At 61.8% G+C, this 22259-nt stretch carries 28 protein-coding genes; 10 read left to right on the top strand and 18 right to left on the bottom strand.

The genetic code is table 11. From position 1 onward, the window contains the following. Window positions 1-173 precede the first annotated feature (173 nt). Window positions 174-896, bottom strand: coding sequence for a monofunctional biosynthetic peptidoglycan transglycosylase (gene mtgA, locus MUM_RS0105150; RefSeq protein WP_010167712.1), 723 nt, complete (start codon window positions 894-896; stop codon window positions 174-176). A 74-nt stretch (window positions 897-970) separates the two neighbouring features. On the opposite strand from mtgA, the gene MUM_RS0105145 reads away from it, so the two are divergent. The 4 genes from MUM_RS0105145 to trmB all read left to right on the top strand — a co-directional run bounded on the left by MUM_RS0105145 (window position 971) and on the right by trmB (window position 3215). Continuing rightward, complete coding sequence (locus tag MUM_RS0105145) at window positions 971-1348, top strand: DUF423 domain-containing protein (RefSeq protein WP_010167711.1); 378 nt, start codon at window positions 971-973, stop codon at window positions 1346-1348. A 71-nt stretch (window positions 1349-1419) separates the two neighbouring features. After that, window positions 1420-1620 (top strand): sulfur carrier protein ThiS, encoded by a 201-nt coding sequence (gene thiS, locus MUM_RS0105140; protein WP_010167710.1) that lies wholly within the window; start codon window positions 1420-1422, stop codon window positions 1618-1620. 65 nt (window positions 1621-1685) lie between these two features. After that, window positions 1686-2480, top strand: coding sequence for a thiazole synthase (locus MUM_RS0105135; RefSeq protein ID WP_010167708.1), 795 nt, complete (start codon window positions 1686-1688; stop codon window positions 2478-2480). 9 nt (window positions 2481-2489) lie between these two features. Continuing rightward, on the top strand, window positions 2490-3215 hold the full coding sequence (gene trmB, locus MUM_RS0105130; RefSeq protein ID WP_010167706.1) for a tRNA (guanosine(46)-N7)-methyltransferase TrmB: 726 nt from the start codon (window positions 2490-2492) through the stop codon (window positions 3213-3215). 133 nt (window positions 3216-3348) lie between these two features. Here the strand turns inward: trmB and MUM_RS0105125 are convergent, their stop codons facing one another. From MUM_RS0105125 to MUM_RS0105085, 9 genes are all read right to left on the bottom strand, one after another. Next, complete coding sequence (locus MUM_RS0105125; RefSeq protein ID WP_003213776.1) at window positions 3349-3672, bottom strand: DUF3392 domain-containing protein; 324 nt, start codon at window positions 3670-3672, stop codon at window positions 3349-3351. Window positions 3673-3691: 19 nt separating this feature from the next. Further along, window positions 3692-4894, bottom strand: coding sequence for a radical SAM family heme chaperone HemW (hemW, locus tag MUM_RS0105120; RefSeq protein WP_010167704.1), 1203 nt, complete (start codon window positions 4892-4894; stop codon window positions 3692-3694). Then, entirely contained in the window at window positions 4891-5487 is a 597-nt protein-coding gene (rdgB, locus tag MUM_RS0105115; protein ID WP_010167702.1) for an RdgB/HAM1 family non-canonical purine NTP pyrophosphatase, read from the bottom strand. The genes hemW and rdgB overlap by 4 nt, the downstream gene beginning before the upstream one ends. Then, window positions 5484-5918, bottom strand: coding sequence for a DUF4426 domain-containing protein (locus MUM_RS0105110; RefSeq protein WP_010167700.1), 435 nt, complete (start codon window positions 5916-5918; stop codon window positions 5484-5486). The genes rdgB and MUM_RS0105110 overlap by 4 nt, the downstream gene beginning before the upstream one ends. Window positions 5919-5939: 21 nt before the next feature. Beyond that, a complete protein-coding gene (gene metW / locus MUM_RS0105105) occupies window positions 5940-6560 on the bottom strand; it encodes a methionine biosynthesis protein MetW (RefSeq protein ID WP_010167698.1) in 621 nt (206 codons plus the stop codon). Window positions 6561-6585: 25 nt separating this feature from the next. Then, window positions 6586-7728: a homoserine O-succinyltransferase MetX gene (metX, locus tag MUM_RS0105100; RefSeq protein ID WP_010167696.1), complete on the bottom strand. Its 1143-nt coding sequence runs from the start codon at window positions 7726-7728 to the stop codon at window positions 6586-6588. A 128-nt stretch (window positions 7729-7856) separates the two neighbouring features. Continuing rightward, window positions 7857-8444, bottom strand: a complete 588-nt coding sequence (locus MUM_RS0105095; protein WP_003213764.1) for a YggT family protein — start codon at window positions 8442-8444, stop codon at window positions 7857-7859. 24 nt (window positions 8445-8468) lie between these two features. Further along, window positions 8469-9287: a pyrroline-5-carboxylate reductase gene (gene proC / locus MUM_RS0105090; protein ID WP_010167692.1), complete on the bottom strand. Its 819-nt coding sequence runs from the start codon at window positions 9285-9287 to the stop codon at window positions 8469-8471. Window positions 9288-9320: 33 nt separating this feature from the next. Continuing rightward, window positions 9321-10007 carry a YggS family pyridoxal phosphate-dependent enzyme gene (locus MUM_RS0105085; RefSeq protein WP_010167690.1) on the bottom strand — a complete coding sequence of 229 codons (687 nt, stop codon included), beginning with the start codon at window positions 10005-10007 and terminating at the stop codon, window positions 9321-9323. A 57-nt stretch (window positions 10008-10064) separates the two neighbouring features. Here MUM_RS0105085 and MUM_RS0105080 point away from each other — a divergent pair, with 57 nt between their 5' ends. Beyond that, window positions 10065-11099 carry a type IV pilus twitching motility protein PilT gene (locus tag MUM_RS0105080; protein WP_010167688.1) on the top strand — a complete coding sequence of 345 codons (1035 nt, stop codon included), beginning with the start codon at window positions 10065-10067 and terminating at the stop codon, window positions 11097-11099. Between the two features lie 173 nt (window positions 11100-11272). On the opposite strand, the gene MUM_RS0105075 is transcribed toward MUM_RS0105080, so the two are convergent. Beyond that, window positions 11273-11908 carry a C40 family peptidase gene (locus MUM_RS0105075; RefSeq protein ID WP_032881810.1) on the bottom strand — a complete coding sequence of 212 codons (636 nt, stop codon included), beginning with the start codon at window positions 11906-11908 and terminating at the stop codon, window positions 11273-11275. Window positions 11909-12158: 250 nt separating this feature from the next. On the opposite strand from MUM_RS0105075, the gene MUM_RS0105070 reads away from it, so the two are divergent. Beyond that, window positions 12159-12587 carry an NINE protein gene (locus MUM_RS0105070; protein WP_010167684.1) on the top strand — a complete coding sequence of 143 codons (429 nt, stop codon included), beginning with the start codon at window positions 12159-12161 and terminating at the stop codon, window positions 12585-12587. Window positions 12588-12730: 143 nt separating this feature from the next. On the opposite strand, the gene MUM_RS0105065 is transcribed toward MUM_RS0105070, so the two are convergent. The 7 genes from MUM_RS0105065 to gshB all read right to left on the bottom strand — a co-directional run bounded on the left by MUM_RS0105065 (window position 12731) and on the right by gshB (window position 18611). Then, entirely contained in the window at window positions 12731-14002 is a 1272-nt protein-coding gene (locus MUM_RS0105065; RefSeq protein WP_010167682.1) for a dihydroorotase, read from the bottom strand. Continuing rightward, window positions 13999-15003 (bottom strand): aspartate carbamoyltransferase catalytic subunit, encoded by a 1005-nt coding sequence (locus MUM_RS0105060; RefSeq protein ID WP_010167680.1) that lies wholly within the window; start codon window positions 15001-15003, stop codon window positions 13999-14001. The genes MUM_RS0105065 and MUM_RS0105060 overlap by 4 nt, the downstream gene beginning before the upstream one ends. Window positions 15004-15027: 24 nt before the next feature. Further along, window positions 15028-15534: a bifunctional pyr operon transcriptional regulator/uracil phosphoribosyltransferase PyrR gene (gene pyrR, locus MUM_RS0105055; protein ID WP_010167678.1), complete on the bottom strand. Its 507-nt coding sequence runs from the start codon at window positions 15532-15534 to the stop codon at window positions 15028-15030. A gap of 72 nt (window positions 15535-15606) precedes the next feature. Beyond that, window positions 15607-16044 carry a Holliday junction resolvase RuvX gene (gene ruvX / locus MUM_RS0105050; RefSeq protein WP_003213744.1) on the bottom strand — a complete coding sequence of 146 codons (438 nt, stop codon included), beginning with the start codon at window positions 16042-16044 and terminating at the stop codon, window positions 15607-15609. Continuing rightward, window positions 16044-16613: a YqgE/AlgH family protein gene (locus MUM_RS0105045; protein ID WP_010167675.1), complete on the bottom strand. Its 570-nt coding sequence runs from the start codon at window positions 16611-16613 to the stop codon at window positions 16044-16046. The genes ruvX and MUM_RS0105045 overlap by 1 nt, the downstream gene beginning before the upstream one ends. Before the next feature lie 67 nt (window positions 16614-16680). Further along, complete coding sequence (locus MUM_RS0105040) at window positions 16681-17580, bottom strand: energy transducer TonB (protein ID WP_010167674.1); 900 nt, start codon at window positions 17578-17580, stop codon at window positions 16681-16683. Between the two features lie 77 nt (window positions 17581-17657). After that, the gene (gene gshB / locus MUM_RS0105035) at window positions 17658-18611 is read right to left on the bottom strand and encodes a glutathione synthase (RefSeq protein ID WP_010167673.1); all 954 of its coding nucleotides are present in this window, start codon (window positions 18609-18611) and stop codon (window positions 17658-17660) included. A gap of 239 nt (window positions 18612-18850) precedes the next feature. Here gshB and pilG point away from each other — a divergent pair, with 239 nt between their 5' ends. The 4 genes from pilG to MUM_RS0105015 are packed head-to-tail and all read left to right on the top strand — an operon-like array spanning window position 18851 to window position 22256. Further along, window positions 18851-19258 (top strand): twitching motility response regulator PilG, encoded by a 408-nt coding sequence (pilG, locus tag MUM_RS0105030; RefSeq protein ID WP_010167670.1) that lies wholly within the window; start codon window positions 18851-18853, stop codon window positions 19256-19258. Window positions 19259-19305: 47 nt separating this feature from the next. Beyond that, the gene (gene pilH, locus MUM_RS0105025) at window positions 19306-19671 is read left to right on the top strand and encodes a twitching motility response regulator PilH (protein ID WP_010167668.1); all 366 of its coding nucleotides are present in this window, start codon (window positions 19306-19308) and stop codon (window positions 19669-19671) included. 12 nt (window positions 19672-19683) lie between these two features. Further along, complete coding sequence (locus tag MUM_RS0105020; RefSeq protein ID WP_010167666.1) at window positions 19684-20208, top strand: chemotaxis protein CheW; 525 nt, start codon at window positions 19684-19686, stop codon at window positions 20206-20208. Continuing rightward, window positions 20205-22256, top strand: coding sequence for a methyl-accepting chemotaxis protein (locus MUM_RS0105015; protein WP_010167664.1), 2052 nt, complete (start codon window positions 20205-20207; stop codon window positions 22254-22256). The genes MUM_RS0105020 and MUM_RS0105015 overlap by 4 nt, the downstream gene beginning before the upstream one ends. Window positions 22257-22259: the final 3 nt, after the last annotated feature.

Raw genomic sequence — 22259 nt, 5'->3', positions numbered from 1 at the left:
AAGTGACAAAAAAATGCCCCGATCGAGAGATCGGGGCATTTTTGTTTGTGTTCGCACAACTCGAATTCAGCTCGGTCCACTGTGGGAGCTGGCTTGCCTGCGATGAGGGCCTGCCAGCCAACACATCTGCAGGCCGGCACACCGCTATCGCAGGCAAGCCAGCTCCTGTGGCGTCAGTCGGACCAGGGAGCTTTGCGCGAGTTGTTCAGCTCATTCAGGTAACCGTCGCCACCCAACTGACTCATCTGCTGCCGAATCCACGCGGCCCGTCGCGCGACATACGACGTTGGATGGCTGGCACTCCACACCCGTGGATTAGGCAACACCGCCGCCAGGTAGCTGGCCTGCTGGCGGCTCAGCGCCTTGGCACTCACCCCAAAATGATGCCGCGCCGCCGCTTCAGCGCCGAACACGCCCTCATCCCACTCCACGCTATTGAGGTACACCTCAAGAATTCGCTGTTTCGACCAGAAGATCTCGATCAACCCGGTAAACCAGGCTTCCAGGCCTTTGCGGAAATAGCTGCGGCCGGTCCACAGGAACAGGTTCTTCGACACCTGCTGGCTCAAGGTGCTGGCGCCGCGAATCGAACCGCCGCGCTCGTTATGCAGGAGTGCCGCCTGGATCGCGTCGAAATCAAAACCCCAATGCTGCGGGAAGCGCTGGTCTTCGCCGGCCATCACTGCCACTTTCAAATCGTCGGAGATCTGATCCCACGGCACCCACGTGCGTTGTACGTCAATCGGCTCGCCGTCGACCCAGGATTCGACCTTGCGCTCGACCATCAGCGCAGTCCCCGGTGGCGGCACGAAACGAAACAGCAGCACCAGCAACACACTGCCGATGGCAAACCACTTGAGGGCTTTGAGAAAACGCTTGAAGAGGAGACGCAGCATAGAGATGGCTTGGCCGAACCCGTTGAGCGGGCCATTATACAGACCCTGCCCACTGAGTCTGACTGGAGTTCCTCATGTTGCGTGGCTTTCTGATACTGGCTGCCTTTTTCGGTTTCACCGGTGTCGCCCTGGGCGCGTTTGCCGCCCACGGCCTGAAAAACCGCCTGAGTGCCGAGTACCTGGCGATTTTCCATACCGGCGTGACTTACCAACTGGTGCACACCCTCGCGCTGTTCGGCGTGGCCCTGCTGGCGGCGCACATTCCGGGGCGCCTGGTGACGTGGGCGGGCGTGTCCTTTGCCGTCGGCATCCTGCTGTTCTCCGGCAGCCTGTATGTGCTGACCATGACCGGCATCAGCAAGCTTGGCATCATCACGCCGTTGGGTGGCTTGGCCTTCCTGTTGGGCTGGTTCTTCCTCGGTTTGGCGGCGTGGCGTCTACAGGCTGCCTGACCAAGGGGCTTGGGCCAGCAACGTCAATCACGCTAGAATGCTGGCCCCTAAAAACGATGGCGGCCCGTGGCATGCGCATTCAGTTGAACGGCGAATCCTTTGAACTGCCCGACGGTGAAACCGTTGCGGCCCTGCTGACCCGTCTGGACCTGACCGGACGCCGCGTCGCAGTGGAGCTCAACCAGGATATCGTCCCGCGTAGCCAGCACGCCGAGACCGCGCTCACCGAAGGTGACCAGGTCGAAGTGGTCCACGCCATCGGCGGCGGCTAGCCGCCCAGCGCTCAAGGGCGCCAACCCGCATTCTGCAGAACCTCACCCCATTTCGAGGATTTCCCATGAGCATCGTTCGTAGCGACAAGCCTTTCGTCCTGGCCGGTCGGACCTTCCAGTCCCGTCTACTGGTCGGCACCGGCAAGTACCGCGACATGGAAGAAACCCGCCTGGCCATCGAAGCCTCGGGTGCCGAGATCGTCACCTTCGCCGTGCGCCGCACCAACCTCGGCCAGATCGAAGGCGAGCCGAACCTGCTCGAAGTGCTGTCGCCGGATCGCTACACCTTCTTGCCCAACACTGCCGGTTGCTATGACGCGATCGAGGCCGTGCGCACCTGCCGCCTGGCCCGTGAGCTGCTCGATGGCCACAACCTGGTAAAGCTGGAAGTACTGGCCGACCAGAAAACCCTGTTCCCCAACGTGATTGAAACCCTCAAGGCCGCCGAAACGCTGGTCAAGGAAGGCTTCGACGTGATGGTCTACACCAGCGATGACCCGATCATTGCCCGCCAACTGGCCGAAATCGGCTGCATCGCGGTAATGCCGCTGGCCGGCCTGATCGGTTCCGGTCTGGGCATCTGCAATCCGTACAACCTGCAGATCATCCTCGAAGAAGCCAGGATTCCGGTGTTGGTGGATGCGGGCGTAGGCACTGCCTCCGACGCCACCATCGCCATGGAGCTGGGGTGTGATGCGGTGCTGATGAACTCGGCCATCGCCCATGCGCAGCAACCGATCATGATGGCTGAAGCCATGAATCACGCGATTGTCGCGGGCCGCCTGGCGTACCTTGCCGGGCGCATGCCGAAAAAACTTTATGCCAGCGCCTCCTCGCCGCTGGATGGTCTGATCAAGTAAGAGCCATTGATGACTGAATCAAACGAAACGCCGAACACCCTGGAAGAAGGCGACGAGTCCAAGCACCGCCGCATCAAGAGTTTTGTGATGCGCGCCGGTCGCATGACCGAAGGCCAGCAAAAGGGCCTGGAGCAGGGCACGCCGCTGTTCGTCCTGCCGCTGGTGGATGCCCCGGTGGATTATGACCAGGTGTTCGGCCGCTCGGCGCCACGCTCCCTGGAAATCGGCTTCGGCATGGGCCATTCCCTGCTGGAAATGGCTGCGGCTTCGCCGGAGCAGGATTTTATCGGGGTTGAAGTACACCGTCCGGGTGTCGGCGCGCTGCTTAATGGCGTGCTGACTCAGGGCCTGACCAACCTGCGGGTCTACGACTGCGACGCGATCGAAGTGCTCAACCGCTGCATCGCCGACAACAGCCTCGATCGCCTGATGCTGTTCTTCCCGGACCCATGGCACAAGAGCCGCCACCACAAGCGCCGCATCGTCCAGGCTTCCTTCGCGGAACTGGTACGCAGCAAGCTGAAAGTGGGCGGTATCCTGCACATGGCCACCGACTGGGAACCGTATGCCGAATACATGCTGGAAGTGATGAACGTCGCCCCTGGCTACCGCAACCTGGCCGAAGACGGCAAATGCGTCCCGCGTCCGGCCGAGCGGCCGATCACCAAGTTCGAACGTCGCGGCGAGCGACTCGGGCATGGGGTTTGGGATTTGAAGTTCGAGAAAGTGGACTGATTAGCTAGAAGCCAATAACACAATCAACTGTGGGAGCTGGCTTGCCTGCGATAGCATCACCCCGGTATCACTGATACGCCGAGGTGTCTGCATCGCAGGCAAGCCAGCTCCCACATTTTGTTTTGTGTTGGCGTCAGCGGCGATCCGCCACCACCCCAATCAACACCAGCACCACCAACAACACCGGCGCCAGGCTGTAGTTGTTGAACTGGCTCAACCCGCGAACAATCCACGGCGTGGCATAGATCAACGCAGCGCCGCTGCCGATCATGCACACCAACGCCATCAGCGGTACGCGCAGCGCACCCGCGATGCTGCCCAAGCGTGCCTCGACCCAGCCCTTGATGTCGGCGCCAAACAGCACCAGCAGGCAGCCGACGAGCGCCAGGGAGATTTCCGACAGGTTGCTACGGCTCCAGCGGGACACGGTGGCGAGTAGATCGAGTACCAAATCCATTCGATTTCCTTAAGAGCAATCAGCTCAAAAACTTCTGCAGCAGGTCATTGAGAAAGAGTTGCCCGCGGTCGGTGGCCGCCAGGCGTGACGGTTCGACCTGCATTAAGCCACTTTGTTCGGCATCCTTGCGGGCTTCATCGAGGCTGGCCAGGTCCAGGCCGGTACGCTCTGCGTAAAGCTTCGCTTCGACACCGTCGGTCAGGCGCAGGGCGTTCATCAGGAACTCGAACGGTAACTCTTCGTTGGTCAGTTCTTTCGCACCGGCCTGGTAGTTTTTCGCCGGGTTGAGGTAGTCCTTCGGCGCCCGGGTTTTCCAGGTGCGCACGATGCGCCCGTCCGGGTGACTGAGCTTGCCGTGAGCGCCGGCACCGATGCCGATGAAGTCGCCAAAGCTCCAGTAGTTCAGGTTATGCCGCGCCGGCCGGCCCGGTTGAGCGTAGGCCGAGACTTCGTACTGGGCGTAACCGTGTTCGGCGAGCAACGCCTGGCCGGCTTCCTGAATATCCCACAGGGTGTCGTCTTCCGGCAGCACGGGCGGCTGGTTCCAGAACACGGTGTTGGGTTCCAGGGTCAGTTGGTACCAGGATAAATGCGTGGGCTTGAGGGCGATGGCCTGGCGCAGGTCGCCCAGGGCGTCCTCCAGGGACTGATCGGGCAAGCCGTGCATCAGGTCCAGGTTGAAGTTGTCGAACCCGGCCTGGCGCGCCATGCCGGCGGCACGCACGGCTTCGTCACCGTTGTGGATGCGGCCCAGGGCTTCGAGTTTTTCCTGCTGGAAACTCTGGATGCCAATCGACAGGCGATTGATCCCCAGCTTGCGATACGCCACGAACTTCTCTTGCTCGAAGGTTCCCGGGTTGGCTTCCAGGGTGATTTCGATGTCGCTGGCAAACGGGATACGCGCTTCCACACCCTTGAGCAGCCGGCCCAGTGCGGCGGCGCTGAACAGGCTCGGGGTGCCGCCGCCGAAGAAGATCGAACTCAGCTCACGGCCATACACCGCGTGCAGGTCCTGGTCGAGGTCGGCCAGCAACGCGTCGACGTACTCCTCCTCCGGCAGCACCTTGCTGGCGGTGTGGGAGTTGAAGTCGCAATAAGGGCATTTGCGCACGCACCACGGGATGTGGATGTACAGCGCCAAGGGCGGCAGGTGAGGCAGGGCCGCCCGAGGGGTTTGCGCGCCACCGTGAATCAGTGGCTGCGCGGAGGTGTTCTGGGTCATTTCAGGCCCAGACGCTGGCGCAGCAAATCCATTGCGCGGGCGCGGTGGCTGATCTGGTTCTTGTCGGCCGGGCTCAGTTCGGCGCTGGACACATTGCGCTCCGGCACCCAGAACAACGGGTCATAACCGAAACCGTGTTCACCGCTGGCGGCATGCAGGATGCGCCCGTGCCACAGGCCTTCGCAGAGAATCGGCAATGGATCATCGGCGTGACGCACCAGGGCCAGCACGCAGACGAACTGTGCGCCACGCTCGGCGTCCGGCACGTCCTTGAGGGCGTCCAGCAGCTTGGCGTTGTTGGCCGCGTCGCCTTTGCCATCGGCATAACGCGCCGAATAGATGCCTGGCGCGCCGCCCAGGAAGTCCACCGCCAGCCCCGAATCGTCGGCCAGTGCCGGCAGGCCGGAAATGCGCGCGGCATTGCGGGCCTTGAGGATGGCGTTCTCGACGAACGACAGGCCGGTCTCTTCCGGCTCTACCTGGCTGAACTCGCCAATCGAGCGCAGTTGCACCGACTGGCCGAGCATGGCCTGGAGTTCTTTGAGCTTGCCAGCGTTATGGCTGGCCAGTACGAGTTGTGTGAGGTTCATCATTCGGCCGGAAACAGTTCCTGGTTGAAACTGAAACCGTGGGCTTTGCCGCCGGTTTCAACGTTGATCGTGAAAATTCGTACTTCCTGCTGCGGCACGGAGTACTGGGCGAGGTAGTAAATCGCACCTTTCTCGGTGATTTGCTTGAAGGTCAGCATCTCACTCTTGCCGCTCAGGTCCTTGACGGTACCTGTCACCTGGGCCACCACGGGCGTGACGCCCTTGATCACCGACACATTGATCACGCCCTTGTTCTTGCTGCGCACCAGTTCAACGGCCTGGGCCACGTCGGGCTGCAGGAAACTGGAGGTGAAAGTGTTGTAGTGCACAGTGATGTCGCCGAAATCTTTCTGGCGATTGGGGTCGATAACGTCCGCCGCCATGGCGCTGACGCCCAGGCAGGCAGTGAGTAGAAAAACAGCCAGGCGACTCATGATCGTCCTCCTTGAATATGGTTAGACGGCAATCTGGTGGTCCGTCAGGCCCGGGCTGCTGACCCGGTAGATCCCGATCTCACCCAACAGGTTAGGCCATAGCTTACTCGCCCAGCCGTGACGGTGCTGTTGATCGACGGCAAGGCGGTTGATGACTTTGGCATCACGCTCGCCACACAGCGCTTCGAAGTCTTCGAAGGTGCAGAAGTGGATGTTTGGCGTGTTGTACCAGGTGTACGGCAGGAAGTCCGACACCGGCATGCGGCCCTTGGTGGCCAGGTACCAGCGGCAGCGCCAGTGACCGAAATTAGGGAAGGTGATGATGCACTGGCGGCCGACGCGCAACATTTCGTCGAGGATCCGGTCCGGGTAGTGCACGGCTTGCAGCGCCTGGGTCATGACCACGATGTCGAAACTGTTGCTGGCGAAGTTACCGAGGCCCTTGTCCAGGTCCTGCTCGATCACGTTGATGCCCTTGGCCACGCACTGGGCGATGTTGTCCGGGTCGTTTTCCAGGCCATAGCCGGTGACTTGCTTGTTGTCGCGCAGCCAGCTCAGCAGTTCGCCATCGCCGCAACCCAGGTCGAGCACGCGGCTGCCGGCGGGGATCCAGTCTTGGATGATTTCCAGGTCGGCTCTCATGGCGTTCTCCCAAAGCGTAAGCAATTCATATAAGCGCTATTCGGTTCATGTAGTTGCGAAAGGCCTGCAGGTAGCGTGGGATCGGGATCAGGAAGGCATCGTGGCCCTGCGGTGCATCGATCTCCAGGTAGCAGACGTCTTTCTTGGCCGCCATCAGGGCATCCACCAGTTCCCGCGAGCGGGCCGGCGAGAAGCGCCAGTCGGTGGTGAACGACATCACGCAGAACTTCGATGTGGCGTTTTCGAAGGTTTTCGCCAGGTCATCGTCAAAGTTCGCCGCCGGATCGAAGTAGTCCAGGGCCTTGGTCATCAGCAGGTAGGTGTTGGCGTCGAAACGTCCGGAAAACTCCTCGCCCTGATAACGCAGGTAGCTCTCGACCTGGAACTCGACGCTGTGGAAGTCGTAGTTGAGCTTTTCGCTCTTGAGCCCACGGCCGAATTTCTCGCCCATGGAGTCATCCGACAGGTAGGTGATGTGGCCGACCATCCGCGCGAGCATCAGCCCGCGCTTGGGGATCACGCCCGCTTCCTGGAACGAACCGCCGTGGAACTCGGGGTCAGTGAGGATCGCTTGGCGCGCCACTTCGTTGAAAGCGATGTTCTGCGCCGACAATTTTGGGGCCGAGGCGATTGCCAGGCAATGGCGCACGCGGTCCGGGTAAGTGATGGTCCATTGCAGGGCCTGCATGCCCCCCAGGCTGCCGCCGATCACGGCGGCCCATTGGGCGATGCCCAGTACGTCGGCCAGGCGCGCCTGGCTGTGCACCCAGTCTTCCACGGTCAGCACCGGGAAATCGGCGCCAAACGGCTTGCCGGTTTCCGGGTTGAGGCTGCTGGGGCCGGTGGAGCCGTTGCAGCCGCCGAGGTTGTTCAGGCTGACCACAAAGAACTTGTTGGTGTCGATGGGCTTGCCGGGGCCGATGCAGCTGTCCCACCAGCCGGGCTTGCGCTCGTCGACGCTGTGGAAGCCCGCAGCGTGGTGATGGCCGGACAGGGCGTGGCAGATCAGCACGGCATTGCTGCCCGTGGCGTTCAGTTGGCCGTAGGTTTCATAGATCAGGTCGTAGGCGGGTAGCGAACGGCCGCAGGCCAGGGCCAACGGTTCGCTGAAGTGCGCCACTTGGGGCACGACCAGTCCAACAGAATCGGGGGGGAAGGCAGCTGGCATCGACCCTGCTCTCGTTTAAATGAGGCGTAAGTCTAAAGACCGCTGCACCCAGCGGCAAGCAAAGGCCGGCGGCAGGTGTTTTTAGGGTTTTTTGGGGCAAGGGAGCAAGCTCCCTTGCCATCCAGCTATCAGATCAGACCGAACAGTTCTTTGGGCATGAATGCGTAGAACGCCAAGCGTGGAATCACCCAGCTTTGCAGCAACTGAATCGCGATAAACGCGAAGATCGGCGAGATATCCAGGCCACCCAGGTTAGGCACCAGGCGACGGAACGGCGCCAGCACCGGCTCGGTGATCTGGGCCACCAGCTCGGCGCCAGGGCTGCGGCTGCCCGGGGCAACCCAGGACAGGATCACGCTGATGATCATCGACCAGAAAATGATCTTCAAAAACAGCGAGAAAATCCCGATCAAGGCCCACGGCAGCAACAGCAATGTGGTGGCCTGATAGCCATTGAGCAGCAGGATCACCGCGAACAGCAGGATCTGCAGCAGCAGCGCCAATACCAGCGACGACATGTCCAGGCCGAACAGGCTCGGGATCACCCGGCGCAATGGCTTGAGCAGCGGCTGCGTGGCCTTCACCACGAATTGGCACAGCGGGTTGTAGAAGTTCGCCCGCACCAGTTGCAGGATAAAACGCATCAGCACGATCAGCAGGTACAGGCTGCCCAGGGTCTGGATGATGAAAATGGCAGCGTCATTGATTCCGAGCATGTTTGATTCCTATGTGGGGGACGACTATTTGCCCAGCTGCTCGGCCATTTCGGCCGAACGATGTGCTGCGGCACCCAGTGCTTTTTCCACCAGGGCTTCAAAGCCCCCGGCCTGGAATGATTCGATGGCAGCCTGCGTGGTGCCACCCGGCGAGGTCACGCGTCGACGCAACTCGGCGGCATCCACATCGCTGCCGACCGCCATGTTCGCGGCGCCGAGGGCGGTTTGCTCGGCCAGTTGCTCAGCGATTTCGTGGGGCAAGCCCAGCTTCACGCCGGCGGCGGTCATGGCTTCGATCAGCAGGAAGAAGTAGGCCGGGCCGCTGCCGGACACGGCGGTGACCGCATCCAGTTGCTGCTCTTGCTCCAGCCACAGCGCGATACCCACGGCGGACAACAGCTCTTGTGCCTGATCGCGCTGGGCAGCGGTCACTTCGCGGGTGGCGTACAGACCGCTCACGCCCTTGCGCAGCAGCGCCGGGGTGTTGGGCATGCAGCGCACGATCGGCTGGGCACCGAGCCAGTTATTCATGCTGGCGCAGGTGATGCCGGCGGCGATGGACACCACCAGTTGATGGGGCTTGAGGCTGGGGCGCAGGCTTTCGCACACGGCTTTCATGGCTTGTGGCTTGACCGCCAGCACCACCACATCAACGCCTTCAATCGCTTGTGCGTTGTCGGCGAAGGTTTCGATACCGTGCTCGGCGCTGACGCGGGCACGGGTGTCGGCGCCCGGGTCGCTGGCGCGAATCTGTTGTGCTTCCAGGCCCTTGGCCCGCAGGCCGCCGATCAGGCTGGCCGCCATGTTACCGGCGCCGATAAAGGCAATACGCGTGTTGCTCATGACAGGTCCTTACTCAGATGGATGTCAGCCATTTCACGGCTGGCCGTAGTCGCGGGCACCAAACAGGGCGGTACCGATCCGCACCCAGGTGGCCCCTTGGGCGATGGCCGACTCAAGGTCATGGCTCATGCCCATGGAAAGTGTGTCGAGCGGCAGGTTCAGGCTCGCCTGCAGGTCTCGCACGGTGGCGAAGGCGGCGTCCTGCTCGGCACGGTCGTCGGTCGGCTCGGGGATCGCCATCAAACCGCGCAGCTTCAGGCGCGGCAGGGCGCTGATGGCTTCGGCCAGGGCGGGCAGGTCGGCGGGTGTACAGCCGGACTTGCTGGCTTCGCCACTGACATTGACCTGGATGCAGATATTCAGCGGTGGCAGGTCAGCCGGGCGTTGCTCGGACAGGCGTTGTGCGATTTTCAGGCGGTCCACGGAATGCACCCAGGCGAAGTTCTCGGCGATCGCACGAGTCTTGTTCGATTGAATGGGGCCGATGAAGTGCCAACTCAAGGGCAGGTCGGTTAATTCGGCCTGTTTGCCCAAGGCTTCCTGCAGATAATTCTCGCCAAAGTCCCGCATCCCGGCGGCATGGGCTTCGCGCACGGCGTGTGCCGGTTTGGTCTTGCTCACGGCCAGCAGGTGCACGCTGCTGGCATCGCGCTGCGAGGCCTCGGCCGCTGCCCGGATCCGCTCGGAAACCAGGCTGATGTTGTCTGCTATGGTCGACATTCAAGTTGCGCCCGTGGATATGGAGTCCGCGGCATTCTACTGGAAATGGAAAGCCCTATGGATATCACTGAACTGCTGGCCGCCGGCGTGCGCCTGCGGGCCTCGGACCTGCATCTGTCGGCCGGGCTGGTGCCGATGTTGCGAGTGGATGGCGAAGTCTGGCCCCTCGATTGGCCGGTGCTCGAGCCTGCGCAAGTGGCGGATTTACTCAGCCCTTTACTCAACAATCACCAGCAAAAGGATTTCGAAACATCTCTTGAAACGGATTTTGCCTTCGAGTTGCCCGAGGTGGCGCGGTTTCGGGTGAATGTGTTCCAGCAACACCGGGGCATGGGCGCGGTGTTTCGTACCATCCCGTCGACGGTGCAGAGCCTGGAGGGCCTGGGGTTGGGCGAGGTGTTCAGGCGCATCGCGGACCTGCCCCGAGGACTGGTATTGGTCACCGGGCCGACCGGTTCCGGCAAGTCCACGACCCTGGCGGCGATGATTGATTACCTCAACATCCATCGCCGCCAGCACATCCTCACCCTTGAAGACCCGATCGAGTTTATCCATCAACCGAAAAACGCCCTGATCAACCAACGGCAGGTGCATCGCGACACTCACAGTTTCTCGGCCGCCCTGCGTTCGGCATTGCGGGAAGACCCGGATGTGATTCTGGTGGGGGAGTTGCGGGACCTCGAAACTATCCGCCTGGCGCTGACAGCGGCAGAAACCGGGCATCTGGTGTTTGGCACGTTGCACACAACGTCGGCGGCAAAAACCGTGGATCGGGTGGTGGATGTATTTCCGGCCGGTGAAAAGGCCATGGTCCGCTCGATGCTCTCGGAGTCATTGCAGGCGGTGGTGTCCCAGGTGCTGGTGAAGAAAGTCGGCGGCGGGCGGGTGGCGGCGCACGAAATCATGCTCGGCACGCCGGCGATTCGGAACCTGATCCGCGAGGACAAGGTGGCGCAGATGTACTCGGCGATCCAGACCGGCGGGGCGCTGGGGATGACGACGCTGGACATGAGCTTGAAGGCATTGGTCAGCCAAGGGCTGATCAGCCGGGAACATGCCCGGGAGAAGGCGAGGGTGCCTGGGGATATTTGAGATCGCTTGGACGATGAACATTTAATGCAGGACTGGCTTATGTGGGAGCCGGGCTTGCCCGCGATGCAGGCACCCCGGTGTATCAGTCACACCGCGGTGATGCTATCGCAGGCAAGCAAGCTCCCACACAAGCCCGCTCACCACAGCAAGCCAGCTCCCACATCAGCCTCAGATCAGCGCTGCACAATCCGCAGATTGTTCTGTTCTTTAGGCAGGACACGCTTGGCAATCACGTAGTTCTTGTCCCAGAACGGCTTCTTCAGCGTATCGATGCTCACGGACTTGCCACGACGCGGTGCGTGGATGAAACGGTCGTTGCCCAGGTAGATGGCAACGTGGTTCACCTGGCGGCTCTTCAGTTTGAAGAACAGCAGGTCACCCGGTTTCAAATCCTTGCGCTCAACCTTCAGCCCATGGCCAGCGGCCATGGCGTTGGAAGTGCGCGGTAAATCCACGGCTTTTACGTCGTTAAACGCATATTTCACCAAACCACTGCAGTCGAACCCTTTACTTGGGCTGCTGCCGCCCCAACGATAAGGGGTACCGAGCACGTTAACGGCGCGGCTGAGGACGTTGCTGCTTTGTTTGGTGTTGACGGCCATCAGCCCTGGAGCTGTTTTACCGTGGGCCTTGCTCAGTTGAGTCGGGCGCTTCACGGTCAGCTTTACCGATTTGGCGGAGCTGGTGGCAGCGTGAACTTTAGGGGTGAAACCGTTAACTTCTGGAAGACGTTGCTCACGATTGGTGGCGTGGGCGGCCAGTGGCATTAATAGGCAAATGGTTAGCCATGTCTTGAAAAATGGTCGCATTAGGCGTGGCTCTTTTTGGTTTGCGCGCAACTTTATAACAGCTTTTTGTGTCGTTCTAAGGCCGTTTGTCGACTGAACCCTGGGGTCAAATTCAGGAAAACCGTGACGAATTGCCGCGATTGTCCTACACAAGTCAGGCGGTATAAGGCTTTGAGGGAAGCGAAGATACCATTTGCCGCATGTCGGGCGCCCGTAAAAAAGTCACAAAGAAACCAGAAATATTTATCTATCGAGGCAAAAGGGGTACTCCATGAACACCTATCGACAGGATGTTTCGCAACAAGACACCCACAGCAAGGTGATCGGTTACCTGCTTTGGATTTTCGGTTTTACCGGTGCTCACCGCTTTTATTACGGCAAGCCAGTGACCGGAACGATCTGGTTTTTCACCTTCGGGTTACTCGGGATTGGTTGGCTGATCGACTTGTTCCTGATTCCGGCGATGGACCGGGAAGCGGACCTGCGATTCACCGCCGGGCCCATTGAGTACAACGTGGCCTGGATCCTGTTGGCGTTCCTGGGTGTGTTCGGGTTGCACCGCATGTATCAGGGCAAATGGATCAGCGGGATCATTTACCTGCTGACGGGTGGTTTGTTCCTGATTGGCGTGCTGTACGACTTCTGGACGTTGAATACGCAGATTTCGATCCGCAATGCCGAGCGTAACGGCGGTCGTTAAGCACTCTAAACCAATGTGGGCGCGGTCAAGTGTAGGAGCTGGCTTGCCTGCGATGCGGGCACCTCGGTGTATCTGATGTACCGAGGTGATGCTATCGCAGGCAAGCCAGCTCCCACATTTACCGTGCCCACTTTGGATCGGGTTTAAGCCTGGTAGCTGATCCGCCCATCCACCAGCGTGTACCGCACAGTCGCCGGCAGGCTATGGCCGATGAACGGGCAGTTCTCGCCCTTGGACAGCCAGTGTTCCCCGGCAATCGTGGAGCTGGCCGGATCAAACAGCACCAGGTCCGCCGCCGAACCCACCGCCAGCTTGCCCGCCGGCAGGCGCAGCGCCTCGGCAGGGCCCGCACTGAGGCGTGCCAGCAGGGTCGGCAGGTCCAGCAAGCCATCCTCCACCAGCGTCATCGCCAGCGGCAGCAACAGCTCGACACTGCTGATGCCCGGCTCTGTCGCACCGAACGGCGCCAGCTTGGCATCCCGCTCGTGAGGCTGGTGATGGCTGGAAATCGCCGAAACCACCCCGGACTTCACCGCCGCGCGCAAACCGTCACGGTCAGCGCGGGTACGCAGGGGCGGCTGCACGTGATACAGACTGGAGAAGTCGATCAGTGCCTCATCCGTCAAAATCAGCTGATACAGCGCCACATCCGCCGTCACCGGCAAACCGCGGGCTTGCGCCTGAGCGATCAGGGCCACGCCACGAGCGCTGGTCAGCTGGCTGAAGTGCGCGCGTACGCCGCTTTGCTCCACCAGCAGCAGGTCCCGGGCCAGGGCCACGGTTTCAGCGGTTTCCGGGATGCCCGGCAGGCCGAGGAAGCTCGCCGTAGCGCCTTCGTGGGCCAGGCCACCTTCGGCCAGGTCACGGTCCTGGGAGTGGAAAATCACCGTCAGGTCGAAGGTCGCTGCGTATTCCAGCGCACGGCACAGGGTACGGGTGCTGCGAAAGCTCTCCAGGCCGTTGCCAAAGGCCACGCAGCCGGCGTCGCGCAAGGCGATCAGCTCGGCCAGCTGTTCGCCGTCCAGGCCTTTGCTCAGGGCGCCGATGGGGAACACTTTGCAGTTACCGGCTTCGCGGGCGCGGTCCAGGATCAGCTCGGTCACGGCCGAGGTGTCCAGCACCGGTTTGGTGTGGGGCGGGCAGCACAGGCTGGTGACGCCACCGGCCGCGGCGGCGCGGGTTTCGCTGGTGATGTTGCCCTTGCGGCTGTAACCCGGCTCGCGCAGGGCGACGTTCAGGTCTACCAGGCCGGGCGCGGCGATCAGGCCTTTGGCGTTAATGGTTTCGCTGGCGCTGAAGCCTGCGGGTGCGGTGCCGATGGCAATGATCTTGCCGGCTTCCAGGTGCAGATCGGTGACTTGATCCAGGCCGCTGGCCGGATCGATGACTCGGGCGCCGAGAATGCTGAGCTTCACTGGGCGTTCTCCTGCTCGAATTGACGTTGCGCGGTTTGCCCGCTCATGGCCATGGACAGCACGGCCATGCGGATGGCGATGCCGTAGGTCACCTGGTTGAGAATCACCGACTGCGGGCCGTCGGCCACCGCCGACTCAATCTCCACGCCACGGTTGATCGGCCCCGGGTGCATCACGATGGCATCCGGCTTGGCGCCGGCCAGGCGTGCGGTGGTCAGGCCGAACAGGCGATAGAATTCGCCCTCGCTCGGCAGCAGGCCGCCGGCCATGCGCTCGCGTTGCAGGCGCAGCATGATCACCACGTCCACATCCTTCAGGCCCTCGGCCATGTCGGTGTAGACCTTCACGCCGTATTGCTCGATGCCGATCGGCAGCAGGGTTTTTGGCGCGATCACGCGGATGTCCGGGCAACCCAGGGCTTTCAGGGCCAGCATGTTCGAGCGTGCAACCCGCGAGTGCAGGATGTCGCCGACGATGGCCACCGAGAGGTTTTCAAAGCTGCCCTTGTGCCGACGAATCGTCAGCATGTCGAGCATGCCCTGGGTCGGGTGGGCGTGGCGGCCGTCGCCGCCGTTGATGATTGCCACGTTCGGGCACACGTGTTCGGCGATGAAGTGCGCGGCGCCGGAGTCGCCGTGGCGCACCACGAACATGTCGGCGGCCATGGCTTCCAGGTTGCGCAGGGTGTCGAGCAGGGTTTCGCCCTTGCTCGCCGACGAGGTGGACACGTTCAGTGTGATCACGTCAGCCGACAGGCGCTGGGCCGCCAGCTCAAAGGTGGTGCGGGTGCGGGTCGAGTTCTCGAAGAACACGTTGCAGATGGTCTTGCCGCGCAACAACGGGACTTTTTTCACCGCCCGGCCGCCGACTTCGAGGAACGAGTCGGCCGTGTCGAGGATTTCGGTGAGCAGTTCGCGGGGCAAGCCGTCGAGGGACAGGAAGTGTTGCAGCTGGCCCTGAGCATTGAGCTGCAGCGGGCGCTTGGCATCTAGAGGCGTCATCGCGGGGACTCTTTACAAGGCGGTTTAAAGGGCAAGGTCTTGCAGTTCGAGTTCGAGCGGCGTGGGACCGGACAATTTTACCCGCTGGTGGGCTTCGAGGGACAGTGTGGCGCCGACCACGTCCGGGCTGATCGGCAATTCGCCGGCGTCCAGGTCCAGCAGGCAGACCAGGGTCACGCTGGCCGGGCGGCCGTAGTCGAACAGTTCGTTCATGGCGGCGCGGATGGTGCGACCGCTCATCAGTACGTCATCGATCAGCACCAGGTGCTGGCCTTCAATCTCGAACGGCAGGGCCGAAGGGCGCACTTGCGGGTGCAGGCCGTTCTGGCTGAAGTCGTCGCGGTAGAAGGACACGTCCAGGGTGCCGAGGGGCGAGTTGCTGCCCAGTTCTTCCAGCAGCGCCTGGGCCACCCACACGCCACCGGTGCGAATGCCGATAAAGCGCGGTTCGCTGATGGCGCGGTGTTCCAGGTGCGCCTTGAGGCGGATCGCCATCTGGCTGATCAGATCGGCGGGATTGGGCAGGCTCATGGGTGCTCCTTCTAGGCCTCGCGCAGGCAAGGTCCGGGCTCAAACGTAAGAAGACGCGGCAAGCCGCGTCAGTCAGGATTCAAATAAAGCGGTGTTTTCATCCAGCCAGCCCTGCAACAGCAAGGCCGCGGCGATGGCATCCACCGGGTTGTCGCGGTAGCTGCCTTTCTGCCCGCCACGGTCGCGACGCTCGCCCTTGGCTTCGAACGTGGTCAGGCGTTCGTCGTGGGTATAGAAGGGCAGGTTGTAGCGGCCATTCAGGCGGCGGGCGAATTTTTCGGCCCGCAGGCACATCTCGCTCGGGGTGCCGTCCATGTTCAAGGGCAGGCCGACGACTACGGCGTCGGGCTTCCATTCCTTGATCAGGGCTTCGACCTGGTTCCAGTCGGGCACGCCGTTTTGGGCTTTCAGGGTGCACAGCTCGCGGGCCTGGCCGGTGATGACCTGGCCGACAGCGACGCCAATCTGTTTGGTGCCGTAGTCAAAACCGAGGATCAGACGCAAGGCCATCAGGCGTGCCCCGCCTGGCTGGTCAGCAGGCTGAGGTTGATCCGCAGCTTGGCCGCGGCGGCTTCCAGGCGCAGTTCGCTGGGGGTGTTGAACAGGATGTCGGCGTCAAACGGGCAGGTCAGCCAGGCATTGCTCGCCAGCTCCGCCTCCAGTTGCCCGGCTTCCCAACCGGCGTAACCCAGGGTGATCACACTTTGATCAGGCCCGATGCCGTCCGCAATGGCGAACAACACGTCCTGGGACGTGGACAGGGACAACCCTTCAAGGTCCACGGTCGCCTGGAATTTCGGCCCGGTGGGGTGCAGCACAAAACCCCGGTCCGTCTGCACCGGCCCGCCGATGTAGATCGGTACGTGCTGGCAACTGGCGGGCGGGTCGATGTCCGGGCGCAGTTGCTCGAGGATATCGGCCAGGTTCAGGTCTTGCGGGCGGTTGACCACCAGCCCCATCGCACCATTGGCGGTGTGCTCGACGATGTAGGTCAAGGTCTGCGCAAAGTTCGGGTCGGCCATATGGGGCATGGCGATCAGGAATTGGTGCTTGAGGTAGGTCGGGCTGACATTTTTCATGTCCGCTAGTGTGGCGTTGGAGGGGCAAACTGACAAGCTGAGGATGTGCAGGAAATCAGTGACGCACTCAATTACTGGAAAGCCGATCACCCTTGGCAAAGCGCCAGGTGCGAATGATTTCCAGGCGGTCGATGTCGTTCAAGTCCCCGGTAAACGGTGCAAAGGGCGCCGCCAGGCGCACGATACGTTGCGCCGCCTGGTCCAGCAGCGGCTGGCCGGAGGACTCCAGTACCTGCACTTCGTACAAGGTGCCATCGCGGTTGATCGATACCAGCAGTCGCAAATTACCGTAGATCTGCTGGCGGCGGGCTTCGTCCGGGTAGTTCAGGTTGCCGATGCGTTCGACCTTCTTGCGCCACTCGTCCTTATACCAGGCGCCTTTGTCGCGCATGGTGGAGGCGGCATTCAGGCGGTAGATGCGCGGGCGCTTGGCGTACAGCTGTTGTTCGTGGGCCAGTTCGGCTTCCAGGCTGGAGATTTCACTGGAGAGTTGCGAGCTGTCAAACGTGGGGGCCGGCGTAGTCGGCGCGGGTTCGGTCTTGGCCTTTTCGCGCTGGGTCGGGGCTTTTTGCGGTTTGGGCGCCACGGTCGTGACGGCGGCCTTGGGTGCAGCCTGTTTCACCTCCGGCTTGGGCGTCGGTGGTGGCGTGACCTTATTGACCTTGTTGTCCTGGAACGGCGCCACTTCGGTGGTCTTGGGCACCGCCTTCTTGTCGAGGGTGCCGCTGCCTTGCTGATTGTCCTGAGCGAGAAAGTCAGCCTTTTCGGGCTTCTTTTCGCTTTTGAAGGTGGCGAGGGTGATTTCCAGGGTCTTGGTGATCTGCTTGGGTTCGGCAAACGTGAAACCCAGGCCGAGGATCAATGCCAGGTGAATCAACGCCGCCAGAAACAGGGTAAATCCGAGCCGATCAGCCGGGCGCACGCCGCTGTGGGAGAGTTCGGGGGGCAGATCGGACGGGAGCGTCATGACAAGAAAACCAACATCGCGCATTTCACAGGTGGGGCATGATAGCGCAATGTTGGTTTGTGTCCGGCTGTTCTATGTCACTTGGCTTGTAGCTTGGAGGCAATCGCCGCCATCAGCATTTCGCCGATGTTCGTGCCAAATGCATTGTCGATCTCGCGAATACAGGTCGGGCTGGTGACGTTGATTTCGGTGAGGTTCTCGCCGATAACGTCAAGTCCTACAAATAGCAGGCCTTTTTCGCGCAGGGTTGGGCCCACTTGGGCTGCAATCCAGCGATCCTTGTCTGTCAGCGGTCGGGCTTCACCCCGGCCACCGGCCGCCAGGTTGCCGCGGGTCTCGCCGGCGGCCGGAATACGCGCCAGGCAGTAAGGCACCGGCTCGCCATCGATCATCAGGATACGTTTGTCGCCGTCCTTGATCGCCGGAATGTAGGCCTGGCCCATGATCTGCTGGGTGCCCAGCGCGGTCAGGGTTTCGAGGATCACCGACAGGTTCGGGTCGCCGGCGCGGTGGCGGAAGATCGACGTGCCGCCCATGCCGTCCAGCGGCTTGAGGATCACGTCACCGTGCTTGGCGGCGAATTCACGCAGCACGTCGGCCCGGCGGCTGACCACGGTCGGCGGCGTGCACTGTGGGAACAGCGTGGCGAACAGCTTTTCATTGCAGTCGCGCAGGCTCTGGGGCTTGTTGACGATCAGCACACCCGCGCGCTCGGCCTGCTCCAGCAGGTAGGTGGAGTAGACGAACTCCATGTCGAATGGCGGATCCTTGCGCATCAGGATCACGTCGAGGTCGCTCAGGGGGCTGTCGATTTCGTCTTGCAGTTCGAACCACTTCTCGGGGTTGGCAAACACCTGCAGGGGGCGCATCCGTGCCCGCGCTTCACCGTCACCCTGGTAAAGGTCCGGCTGTTCCATATAGAACAGGCTCCAGCCGCGGGCCTGGGCGGCCAGCAGCATGGCCAGCGAGCTATCCTTTTTATAGGAGATGCTGGCGATAGGGTCCATGACAATGCCGACGCGAACGCTCATGGGGGATTTCCTCTAGCAAATAAGGGCGCATAAAAGTGGCGTCAGAGTGGCGCTGCGGCTGTTGTGGGTCAAGGAAAAACCACCGCGCGGGTCGGCCGATAGATTGCGTTCTGAGACTGTGCTAAAAAGGCTGCCATGGCGTATCAGCCCTTGAATTCCAAGGCTTCTGGCGCTCATCCTGTGCAACATCAGGCAGTACACACCGAAAACCTATTCGCTGTGGCGATGGTAGAGCAGATATGGAACAGCATTCCAACGCCTTGAAAGTGATGGTGATCGACGATTCGAAAACGATTCGCCGCACGGCCGAAACACTGTTGAAGAACGTAGGGTGCGACGTCATCACGGCCATCGACGGTTTCGATGCCCTGGCCAAGATTGTTGACCACCACCCGCACATTATCTTTGTCGACATCATGATGCCGCGCCTGGATGGCTATCAGACCTGCGCGCTGGTGAAGAACAACCCGGCGTTCAAGTCGACCCCGGTGATCATGCTGTCGTCCAAGGATGGTCTGTTCGACAAGGCCAAGGGGCGTATCGTCGGTTCTGATCAGTTTTTGACCAAGCCTTTCAGCAAGGAAGAACTGCTGAGCGCGATCAAGGCCTATGTGCCGGGCTTCGCCGCAGTAGAACAAGCACACTGACGGGGGCCCCACGAGGGCTTGCGTCTACTAAAGAAGTGGGGAAAACCATGGCACGTGTTCTGATCGTCGACGATTCGCCGACTGAAATGTACAAACTGACCGAAATGCTCGAAAAGCACGGTCACACTGTCCTCAAGGCCCAGAACGGCGGCGACGGCGTTGCGCTGGCCCGCCAGGAAAAGCCCGACGCGGTCCTGATGGACATCGTCATGCCCGGGCTCAATGGTTTCCAGGCCACCCGCCAGTTGACCAAGGACCCTGACACCGGGCACATCCCGGTGATCATCATCACCACCAAGGACCAGGAAACCGACAAGATCTGGGGCGAGCGCCAGGGCGCCAAGGACTACCTGACCAAGCCCGTGGACGAAGAAACCCTGATCGCCACCCTGAACAAGGTGCTGGCTGGCTGACGGCACGTTCCCATGACCGAGTCGCAAACCGCCTTCGAGCTGCTGCTGGACATCGACCGCCGCTGCCGCTTGCTGGCCGCCGACCTGCCGTCCCAGGAAACCCGGCTGCACAGCTGGAGCGGGATCGGGTTTCGCCTGGGCGAGCACTGGTACGTGGCGCCCATGGGCGAAGTCGCCGAAGTGCTGCACGAACCACGCTGCACCTTGATGCCCGGGGTCAAGCCGTGGGTCAAGGGCGTGGCTAACCTGCGCGGGCGCCTGCTGCCGGTGATGGACCTGGGCGCTTTCCTCGGCCTTGAGCGATCGGTGGCGCGCAAACAACGGCGGGTGCTGGTGGTGGAATATCAGGACGTGTTTGTCGGCCTGTTGGTGGACGAGGTGGTGGGCATGCAGCATTTCGCACAAGACGCATTGTCGACGAGCACCGTGGCCGGCGCGCCGTTTATCCAGGGCCAGTTTGACGGCGACCAGCTGTGGCAGGTCTTCAGCCCCTTCGCCCTGGCCCAGGCTCCAGGCTTCATGGATGTTGCCGCATGAGTACCGTCACACCCGTCAAACCTCAGGAAGCGTCCCGCAGCCGCTCGCAGATCATCGTGCTGTTTATCGCGCTGATCGTGTTCATCATGCTGCTGTTCGCCAACTTCGCGTACCTCAATACCCAGTCCACCTACGATAAACAGTACATCGGTCATGCCGGTGAACTGCGGGTGCTATCCCAGCGCATCGCCAAGAACGCCACCGAGGCCGCCGCCGGCAAGGCCGCTGCGTTCAAGTTGCTGGGGGATGCGCGCAACGACTTTGCCCAGCGCTGGGGTTACCTGAAAAAAGGCGACCCGGCCACCGGCCTGCCCGCCGCACCCACCGCCGTGCGCGCAGAAATGCGCGCCGTGCAGACCGACTGGGAAGCGCTGCTGAAAAACGCCGATGCGATTCTGGCCAGTGAGCAAACCGTGCTGTCGTTGCATCAAGTGGCCGCGACCCTGGCGGAAACCGTTCCACAGTTGCAGATGGAGTCGGAAAAGGTCGTCGACATCCTCCTGCAACGCGGCGCACCGGCCAGTCAGGTGGCGTTGGCCCAGCGCCAGTCGTTACTGGCCGAACGTATTCTGGGGGCAGTGAACACCGTGTTGGCGGGCGACGAGACCGCAGTGCAGGCCGCCGATGCCTTTGGTCGCGATGCCAACCGTTTCGGCCTGGTGCTCAACGGCATGCTCCAGGGCAATGCCGGGCTGCGCATCAGCCAGGTCGAAGACCACGACGCCCGTGCCCGATTGGCGGAAATTTCCGAGCTGTTCGAATTCGTGTCCGGCTCGGTGGACGAAATCCTCGAAACCTCGCCGCAGCTGTTCCAGGTGCGCGCCTCGGCGAGCAATATCTTCAACCTGTCGCAAACCCTGCTGGACGAAGCCTCGCACCTGGCCACCGGTTTTGAGAACCTGGCCGACGGGCGCACCTTCGACACCATCGGCGGCTACGTACTGGGCTTGCTGGCCTTGGCCTCGATCATCCTGATCGGCCTGGTGATGGTCCGCGAGACCAACCGCCAACTGCGGGAAACCGCCGAGAAGAACGAGCGCAACCAGAACGCGATCATGCGCCTGCTGGATGAAATCGAAGACCTGGCCGACGGCGACCTGACTGTCACCGCCTCGGTCACCGAAGACTTCACCGGCACCATCGCCGACTCCATCAACTATTCCGTGGACCAACTTCGCGACCTGGTGGCAACCATCAACCTCACCGCCGGCCAGGTCGCGGGCGCGGTGCAGGACACCCAGGCCACCGCCATGCACCTGGCCCAGGCTTCGGAGCATCAGGCGCAGCAGATTGCCGAGGCTTCCACGGCGATCAACCAGATGGCCCAGTCCATCGACCAGGTGTCGGCCAACGCCGCCGAATCTTCGGCAGTGGCCGAGCGCTCGGTGGAGATCGCCAACAAGGGTAACGAGGTGGTGCACAACACCATCCATGGCATGGACAACATCCGCGAACAGATCCAGGACACTGCCAAGCGCATCAAGCGCCTGGGGGAATCGTCCCAGGAGATTGGCGACATCGTCAGCCTGATCGACGACATCGCCGAGCAGACCAACATCCTCGCCCTCAACGCCGCGATCCAGGCGAGCATGGCCGGTGATGCCGGGCGTGGTTTTGCGGTGGTGGCCGATGAGGTGCAGCGGCTGGCGGAGCGTTCTTCGGCGGCGACCCGGCAGATCGAAACCCTGGTGCGGGCGATTCAGACAGACACCAACGAAGCCGTGATTTCCATGGAGCAGACCACCACCGAAGTGGTGCGCGGTGCGCGGCTGGCCCAGGACGCCGGCGTGGCGCTGGAAGAGATCGAAGGTGTGTCGAAAACCCTGGCGGCGTTGATCCAGAGTATTTCCAACGCGGCGCAGCAGCAGACGTCGTCGGCGGGGCAGATTTCCCTGACGATGAACGTGATTCAGCAGATCACCACTCAGACATCGTCGGGCTCCACGGCCACTGCCGAGAGCATCGGCAACCTGGCGAAAATGGCCAGTCAGTTGCGGCGGTCGGTATCGGGCTTCACGTTGCCGGCGGCGAAGCAGGTGGATGAGTGAAAT

The organism is Pseudomonas sp. PAMC 25886 (assembly GCF_000242655.1).
GTDB lineage: Bacteria > Pseudomonadota > Gammaproteobacteria > Pseudomonadales > Pseudomonadaceae > Aquipseudomonas.
This window is presented reverse-complemented; position numbering and strand designations above follow the sequence as displayed.

Bases quoted from the DNA above. Each gene is read 5' to 3' on its own strand.
- mtgA (WP_010167712.1), bottom strand. From the start codon at position 896: ATGCTGCGTCTCCTCTTCAAGCGTTTTCTCAAAGCCCTCAAGTGGTTT.
- MUM_RS0105145 (WP_010167711.1), top strand. From the start codon at position 971: ATGTTGCGTGGCTTTCTGATACTGGCTGCCTTTTTCGGTTTCACCGGT.
- thiS (WP_010167710.1), top strand. From the start codon at position 1,420: ATGCGCATTCAGTTGAACGGCGAATCCTTTGAACTGCCCGACGGTGAA.
- MUM_RS0105135 (WP_010167708.1), top strand. From the start codon at position 1,686: ATGAGCATCGTTCGTAGCGACAAGCCTTTCGTCCTGGCCGGTCGGACC.
- trmB (WP_010167706.1), top strand. From the start codon at position 2,490: ATGACTGAATCAAACGAAACGCCGAACACCCTGGAAGAAGGCGACGAG.
- MUM_RS0105125 (WP_003213776.1), bottom strand. From the start codon at position 3,672: ATGGATTTGGTACTCGATCTACTCGCCACCGTGTCCCGCTGGAGCCGT.
- hemW (WP_010167704.1), bottom strand. From the start codon at position 4,894: ATGACCCAGAACACCTCCGCGCAGCCACTGATTCACGGTGGCGCGCAA.
- rdgB (WP_010167702.1), bottom strand. From the start codon at position 5,487: ATGATGAACCTCACACAACTCGTACTGGCCAGCCATAACGCTGGCAAG.
- MUM_RS0105110 (WP_010167700.1), bottom strand. From the start codon at position 5,918: ATGAGTCGCCTGGCTGTTTTTCTACTCACTGCCTGCCTGGGCGTCAGC.
- metW (WP_010167698.1), bottom strand. From the start codon at position 6,560: ATGAGAGCCGACCTGGAAATCATCCAAGACTGGATCCCCGCCGGCAGC.
- metX (WP_010167696.1), bottom strand. From the start codon at position 7,728: ATGCCAGCTGCCTTCCCCCCCGATTCTGTTGGACTGGTCGTGCCCCAA.
- MUM_RS0105095 (WP_003213764.1), bottom strand. From the start codon at position 8,444: ATGCTCGGAATCAATGACGCTGCCATTTTCATCATCCAGACCCTGGGC.
- proC (WP_010167692.1), bottom strand. From the start codon at position 9,287: ATGAGCAACACGCGTATTGCCTTTATCGGCGCCGGTAACATGGCGGCC.
- MUM_RS0105085 (WP_010167690.1), bottom strand. From the start codon at position 10,007: ATGTCGACCATAGCAGACAACATCAGCCTGGTTTCCGAGCGGATCCGG.
- MUM_RS0105080 (WP_010167688.1), top strand. From the start codon at position 10,065: ATGGATATCACTGAACTGCTGGCCGCCGGCGTGCGCCTGCGGGCCTCG.
- MUM_RS0105075 (WP_032881810.1), bottom strand. From the start codon at position 11,908: ATGCGACCATTTTTCAAGACATGGCTAACCATTTGCCTATTAATGCCA.
- MUM_RS0105070 (WP_010167684.1), top strand. From the start codon at position 12,159: ATGAACACCTATCGACAGGATGTTTCGCAACAAGACACCCACAGCAAG.
- MUM_RS0105060 (WP_010167680.1), bottom strand. From the start codon at position 15,003: ATGACGCCTCTAGATGCCAAGCGCCCGCTGCAGCTCAATGCTCAGGGC.
- pyrR (WP_010167678.1), bottom strand. From the start codon at position 15,534: ATGAGCCTGCCCAATCCCGCCGATCTGATCAGCCAGATGGCGATCCGC.
- ruvX (WP_003213744.1), bottom strand. From the start codon at position 16,044: ATGGCCTTGCGTCTGATCCTCGGTTTTGACTACGGCACCAAACAGATT.
- MUM_RS0105045 (WP_010167675.1), bottom strand. From the start codon at position 16,613: ATGAAAAATGTCAGCCCGACCTACCTCAAGCACCAATTCCTGATCGCC.
- MUM_RS0105040 (WP_010167674.1), bottom strand. From the start codon at position 17,580: ATGACGCTCCCGTCCGATCTGCCCCCCGAACTCTCCCACAGCGGCGTG.
- gshB (WP_010167673.1), bottom strand. From the start codon at position 18,611: ATGAGCGTTCGCGTCGGCATTGTCATGGACCCTATCGCCAGCATCTCC.
- pilG (WP_010167670.1), top strand. From the start codon at position 18,851: ATGGAACAGCATTCCAACGCCTTGAAAGTGATGGTGATCGACGATTCG.
- pilH (WP_010167668.1), top strand. From the start codon at position 19,306: ATGGCACGTGTTCTGATCGTCGACGATTCGCCGACTGAAATGTACAAA.
- MUM_RS0105020 (WP_010167666.1), top strand. From the start codon at position 19,684: ATGACCGAGTCGCAAACCGCCTTCGAGCTGCTGCTGGACATCGACCGC.
- MUM_RS0105015 (WP_010167664.1), top strand. From the start codon at position 20,205: ATGAGTACCGTCACACCCGTCAAACCTCAGGAAGCGTCCCGCAGCCGC.